The organism is Xenorhabdus anantnagensis (genome assembly GCF_028598555.1).
GTDB classification, from domain to species: Bacteria; Pseudomonadota; Gammaproteobacteria; order Enterobacterales; family Enterobacteriaceae; genus Xenorhabdus; species Xenorhabdus anantnagensis.
Genome location: NZ_JAQRFN010000033.1, coordinates 25,677 through 31,679 on the forward strand (window position 1 = coordinate 25,677; position 6,003 = coordinate 31,679).

6 protein-coding genes and 2 pseudogenes are annotated in these 6,003 nt (G+C 47.3%); 7 read left to right on the forward strand and 1 reads right to left on the reverse strand.

Annotated elements, in window-relative coordinates; genetic code table 11:
• Positions 1-44: 44 nt before the first annotated feature.
• Positions 45-638, reverse strand: a complete 594-nt coding sequence (locus PSI14_RS17505; RefSeq protein ID WP_273577151.1) for a recombinase family protein — start codon at positions 636-638, stop codon at positions 45-47.
• A 232-nt stretch (positions 639-870) separates the two neighbouring features.
• Here PSI14_RS17505 and PSI14_RS17510 point away from each other — a divergent pair, with 232 nt between their 5' ends.
• The 7 genes and pseudogenes from PSI14_RS17510 to PSI14_RS17540 form a co-directional block, all read left to right on the forward strand.
• Positions 871-1,008, forward strand: coding sequence for a hypothetical protein (locus tag PSI14_RS17510; protein ID WP_273577153.1), 138 nt, complete (start codon positions 871-873; stop codon positions 1,006-1,008).
• A gap of 2 nt (positions 1,009-1,010) precedes the next feature.
• Positions 1,011-3,473, forward strand: a complete 2,463-nt coding sequence (locus PSI14_RS17515) for a Tn3 family transposase (RefSeq protein ID WP_273577155.1) — start codon at positions 1,011-1,013, stop codon at positions 3,471-3,473.
• Between the two features lie 86 nt (positions 3,474-3,559).
• Positions 3,560-3,805, forward strand: a pseudogene (locus tag PSI14_RS17520) (IS982 family transposase); the annotation flags it as partial.
• 87 nt (positions 3,806-3,892) lie between these two features.
• Positions 3,893-4,189, forward strand: a complete 297-nt coding sequence (gene tnpA / locus PSI14_RS17525) for an IS66 family insertion sequence element accessory protein TnpA (RefSeq protein WP_273577158.1) — start codon at positions 3,893-3,895, stop codon at positions 4,187-4,189.
• Entirely contained in the window at positions 4,186-4,527 is a 342-nt protein-coding gene (tnpB, locus tag PSI14_RS17530) for an IS66 family insertion sequence element accessory protein TnpB (RefSeq protein WP_273577160.1), read from the forward strand. Before tnpA ends, tnpB begins: the two co-directional genes overlap by 4 nt.
• An 83-nt stretch (positions 4,528-4,610) precedes the next feature.
• Positions 4,611-4,814: pseudogene (locus PSI14_RS17535) on the forward strand (IS66 family transposase); the annotation flags it as partial.
• A 70-nt stretch (positions 4,815-4,884) separates the two neighbouring features.
• A partial coding sequence (locus tag PSI14_RS17540) for an IS701 family transposase (protein WP_273577162.1) occupies positions 4,885-6,003 on the forward strand: 1,119 nt, incomplete at its 3' end.

Genomic DNA, 6,003 nt, shown 5'->3' on the forward strand with positions numbered 1-6,003 from the left:
TGGCATAGCGAAATGGCGCAACAGCTTATTCCCTGAGTGGAGTGTCACGTGAGAGAATTTTTACAACCTATCTCCACACCCTGGTATCGAAGATAACGATAAAGAGTCACCTTGCTGATCCCCAGGTTTTCCGCTATCTCGTTGACACTTAGCTCACCTTTTATATACAGCGCTTCGGCAGCAATCGCTTTCTTTTTTGCCTTTTCGTTTAACCCCGGAGGACGCCCTCCAGAGCGTCCCCTGGCTCTGGCTGCTGCCAAGCCTGCCTGAGTCCGCTCAACAATCAGGTCACGTTCAAACTCGGCTAATGATGCAAAGATATTAAATACCAGCCGGCCCTGGGCATTCGTTGTGTCCACGGGATCGTGGAGACTTTTCAGACCGATGCCTTTTTCCATTAGCTGATTCACTAACTCAATCAGATGGCGAAGAGAACGGCCTAATCGATCCAGTTTCCAGATAACAATTACATCACCCGGCCGCATTTTACTCAGGAGCTGCTCTAAAACCGGGCGGGCGGCTTTTATTCCACTCGCCGTTTCACAAAATATTTCTTCACAACCCGCCTGCCGTAGCTGATCAAGTTGCAGGCCAGCGTTTTGCTCATGTGTGGAGATACGTGCGTAACCAAATTTCATGCGATAAGTTTAATGAACTCATTAATTTTTAATAAGGTGAATGTTGATTTTGTAAACCTGTTTTTGATACCCATATGGCTCCGGACGTCATTTTCAGATGTCATAGGCATGCCCTGTTAATGGATATCATTGCCCTCTGAATGACATCTGAGAAGATTGTTGCATTTCGTCATCATCTGGTTTACAAAAACGAACGTATTAATGAACCGTTCAGAGTGACGAGTATACCACTATGACCTCGGTTGACCGCACGGCTTATCCGCACTTCAATAAACCCCTGTCGCAAAAAGAGCTGGCGTCCTGTTATACTCTCAGCGACGATGAACTTACTTCATCCGGCAAAATACCCGCAGCCAACACAGCCAATTAAACTTGGCTATCAGACTCAAAACCCGCCAACATCTCGGTTATTTTATTACTCTCTCTCAGCTCCCATTTTCAGTTGTTCAATTTATTGCTACTCAATTGAATTTACCAGAGAACGCTCGTTTGATACCGGAACGACGCGACAGAAAAGCGACACACCGCTACAAGATCCTTTCCCGTCAGTATCTGGACTGTCACCTTTTTACCCAGCAAGCGCGTCAGAATATCGTTAGTTTGATCCATCAATCAGCTTACACTATGAGTGATCCTGCTGATTTAATTAATGTTGCACTGGAATATCTCAGCAAAAAGAATATTGAATTACCCGCGTTCAGTACGCTGGAACGTCTGGCCAGCCATGAACGTCAACTCGTTCATAATGAACTGTATTTGCAAATTACCCAGCCACTCACGAAACCACAGAAAAATACGCTTGATTCCCTGCTTTTGATCCAGGAAGGTGAACTGACAACACGTTTTGCCTGGGTAAAACAGACACCGGGGCCTGCAACACTTCAGCATTTTCGTCTATGGGCTGATCGGTTGGCTTTATTGGATAACATCATTGATCCCCGTTCATTTTTTCACGGTGTCGCTTATACAAAAATTCGTCAGTTTGCGGCCGAAGCAACCGCTTATTCTATTGGTGATATGCGAGGGATCCGCAACAAACCTAAACTTTATACCCTGTTGCTAAGTTTACTTTTTCTTGCCCAGTCAACCACACGCGATGAAGTTATCACGATGTTTTTACGGCGAATGAAACGTGTGGCTCATTCAGCGCAAGAAAAATTACGCCTCATGCAGGAAAAACACCGTGAAACGGAAGAACACTTGATAGCGTTGTTAGGCGAAGTTTTGCAGTATTCTCCAGAAACTGATACAGATGAAGCATTGGGAGAACATGTCAGAAAAATCATGACCGCACAGGGTGGTTTGGCGGCGCTAACCTCTCTGGTCAACGAAGTGACCGCTTGTCATAACAATAATTATCTGCCCTTCTTATGGGAATTCCATACTGTTAATCGTTCGGTGATCTTTCAATTACTGAATGTAATAAAACTGCATTCGTCCACTCAGGATTGCAGCTTAATTAACGCACTGGCGTACGTCTGCCAGCACCACAAAACACGAAAACCCAAGATCCCGGCTGATATTGATATTCATTTTGCTTCTCAACGCTGGCGCACCTTTGTGTGCATCAAAGAAAATGGACACCCATTTTTCGATCGCAGGGCACTGGAGGTTTGTGTATTCATTCATCTTGCCGAGGCTCTCCAGTGTGGAGACATCTATGTTGAATATTCGAATGAGTATGCGGACTATCGTGCTCAGTTACTGCCGTGGGAGGCCTGTCAGGAGCGTTTATCTGCGTATTGCCAGTCGCTGTCACTTCCTGATTCCGGTACTGATTTTATTACTGATTTGCAGAAACAACTGGTACTGGCAGCAGAAAAAACCGACAACGATTTTCCTGATAACAGCGAATTCAGTATTGATGATGAAGGTATTCCACATCTGAAACGCGCGGGAACATCATCAACGCCAGAAGAGCGGGAGCAATTTAAAAAAGCCATATATGACCAAATGCCAGCGCGTCATTTACTGGATATTCTCAGAGATGTACAACACTGGACACAATATCATAAACACTTCGGTCCTGCCTCAGGAGCCAGTCCGAAGCTCTCAGATCCCGCCCGGGGTTATTTATTTACGGTATTCGGTTTTGGTTGCAACCTCGGAGCGTCACAGACAGCCAGCCACGCTCCCGGTAATATCAATCGACAAACGCTCAGAAGAATTAATACCCAGCATACGAATGCAGCCAAACTTCAGTCTGCTCTGGAAGAGATCATTGAGGAGTATGCCCGATTTGACTTACCTTCGTTCTGGGGTAAGCGTAATGTTGCCATTGCAGACGGAACACAAATGGAGTTACGAAAAAATAATCTGGTTGGGGAACAACATATTCGTTACGGAGGTTATGGGGGTATTGCTTATCACCATATATCCGGTGAATATATCGCATTATTCAGTCATTTTATCGCCTGTGGCGTCTGGGAGGCGGTATATATCCTTGATGCCTTACTGCTTAACAAATCTGTCTATCAACCCGATACATTACATGCAGATACTCAGGGGCAGAGTGAACCCGTTTTTGCGCTGGCCTATCTGCTGGGAATAAAACTTTTTCCCCGAATGAGAAACTGGAACGATGCGGTGTTTTATCGTCCATCAAATGATGCAACATATAAACATATCGATAAGTTGTTTACGAAAACGGTTGATTGGGGATTGATTCAGACGCACTGGCAGGATTTGATACAAGTCGTATTATCCATTCAGGCGGGTAGGGTATTACCCTCAATGTTACTGCGAAAACTGAACAGTAACAATCGACAGAACAAACTTTATCGCGCTTTTCGGGAACTGGGGCGGGTTGTTCGCACGTTATTTTTATTAACCTGAGCTTCGCTTAAGAGAAGGGAACTAAAGTGCCTGAGGCACGATCAAAGTTTTTACTAAAGAAAACAAAATGGTGGAGATCCTCAGGCATGTATAATTTAGAAGAACTTTACTGCTGCGTCGATGACTTTTGCCAAAAATTTATCCCTCTCTGGCATCAACAACTCATTGAAAATGGATTACGCAAACGGCACCGCGAAGCGTCCCTTTCTCTCAGTGAAGTCATGATGATCCTCATTTTATTTCATATGAGTCATTATCGTGATTTTAAAACATTTTATATTAAACATGTAAAACAATATCTTACAGCCTATTTTCCCAGGTTAGTCAGTTATACGGTAAGCGCCTAATTAACCCCACATACCCGATTAATTAATCTTTTGTCATAGTGTGTTTTCTTTTTATTCAGGAGACAAACCACCATGACACTGACTGAAAAACAGCAACACTGGACTGCCGTCATTGACGCCCAGAAACAGAGCGGACTGACGGTGACGGCGTTTTGCCAGCACCATGAGATTAAGCTGGCGACGTTTTACTACTGGACAAAAAAACTTCGGCAACAGCACGAGCCTCAATGCCTGCATCCTGTTGTGGTTGAAGAACACTTGCAGGCCGGACACACGGTTATACTCTGCTTGCCCAATGGACTTCGGGCGGAGCTGCCCGTCGGGTTATCCCCTGCACAGATCCGCCACTGGATTGAGGCTCTGCAATGATCCCAACCGGCAACATTTATCTGGTCTCCGGTCAGACTGACATGCGAAAATCCATCGACGGGCTGGCGAATGTAGTGGATGCACTGGGACTGGATCCGCTTAGCGAAGCCGGATTTATTTTCTGCAATCGTCATCGCGATAAGCTCAAGATCCTGTTCTGGGACACCAACGGCTTCTGGCTCTACTATCGCCGGCTGGAGAAAGGCCGCTTTCAGTGGCCTGCGCCGGTGGCAGACGGCACCGTACACATTACCCGCCCACAGCTGAACTGGCTGTTATCGGGGCTGACGCTGTCGCCGCCGCGTGCGCATCAGCCGTTACGGGGTTTAAAAATGTGATCGGTGACACTGAACCGCAATTTGGGCTTGCACGATCCCGCTGAGCTGTCACACTCAGGCTTTTCCCCCTGAGAGCCTGAATGATGACTGACCTGCCGGATGATATTGACCAACTCAAAGCGCTGATTTACCAGCTTCAGGCCGACATCCAGAGCCGAGATCGTCATATCCAGCACCTGCTCGAACAGCTCAATCTCAGCCAATCGAAACGCTTTGGCAAACAGAGCGAAAAAGCCGATAAAGGCACGTTCAATGAAGCGGAACAGCAGATAAGCCTGCCTAATACTACAGTCGTACACTCTATTGTGGCATGATAGCTCATGATATATTCTTCCTGAAAATAGGGGGAGGTGTTCAATGCACTCACCTGTCAACCTTTGGGAACAAGAACTGCTCTCATTACACACGCGTCTGACACCGTTATTTCACCATGCCAGTCCACAGCAACGCAGCCTCGCCTATCTCAGGGGATTACTCAGTGATGTTGAGCGTAAAAATAGCTGGCAACTGGCGGAATGGTTGGGTGAACACTCGCCTGATGGCATTCAATATTTTCTGGAACGCGCCCGTTGGGATGCCGAAGCGGCTCGCGATATTTTACGCGACTATGTGACTGACCATCTCGGTGATGAGCAAGGCATCCTCATCATCGATGAAACTGGTTTTATCAAAAAAGGGACCCATTCTGCTGGCGTCCAACGCCAATATAGCGGTACTGCCGGACGGATAGAAAACAGTCAGATAGGCGTCTTTCTCTGTTATGCCGGTCAGGGCGGCCATGCCTTTATTGACCGGACCTTATATCTGCCTGAACAATGGACAGATAACCGGCCCCGCTGTAAATCCGCTGGCATTCCTGACTCGGTCACCTTTGCCACCAAACCCCAACTTGCCCAACAGATGTTGGAACGCGCATTAGATGCCGGCGTCTCTTGTCGTTGGGTGACCGCCGATACGGTGTATGGTCAAGATCGTCGTCTGCGGTGCTGGTTAGAATCCCGATATCAACCGTTTGTACTGGCGATCCCCAAAAATGAACGCGTGTGGTGGCAAGGGCCCAGATATACCAGCGCCGACAAGGTTGTGGACAGTCTGCCATCTTCGTTTTGGGAAAAACATTCCGCGGGATTGGGGACAAAGGGAGAACGTTGGTACGACTGGGTTCGGGTGCCGCTTTGGCGTTTACAACTCAGTGAGGAAGAGCGGGATTATGGTCATTATCTGCTGGTTCGGCGCAGCCGGGATGAGAAACAAGAGCGGGCTTATTATATCGTCTATGCCCGCAGAGAACAGGCTGACCTGAAAACCCTGATTCAGGTGGCAGGGCATCGCTGGGAAATTGAAAGTGGTTTTGAGGAAACGAAGGGGGAATGTGGCCTGGATCATTATGAAGTGCGGCAATGGCACAGTTGGTATCGGCACATTACCTTATCGCTATTAGCTCATGCGGTGCTGGCGGTCTTGCGGATACGGGAG

Excerpts from the sequence above, each read along its gene's own strand:
- tnpA (WP_273577158.1), top strand. The coding sequence starts at position 3,893 with ATGACACTGACTGAAAAACAGCAACACTGGACTGCCGTCATTGACGCC.
- PSI14_RS17505 (WP_273577151.1), bottom strand. The coding sequence starts at position 638 with ATGAAATTTGGTTACGCACGTATCTCCACACATGAGCAAAACGCTGGC.
- tnpB (WP_273577160.1), top strand. The coding sequence starts at position 4,186 with ATGATCCCAACCGGCAACATTTATCTGGTCTCCGGTCAGACTGACATG.
- PSI14_RS17510 (WP_273577153.1), top strand. The coding sequence starts at position 871 with ATGACCTCGGTTGACCGCACGGCTTATCCGCACTTCAATAAACCCCTG.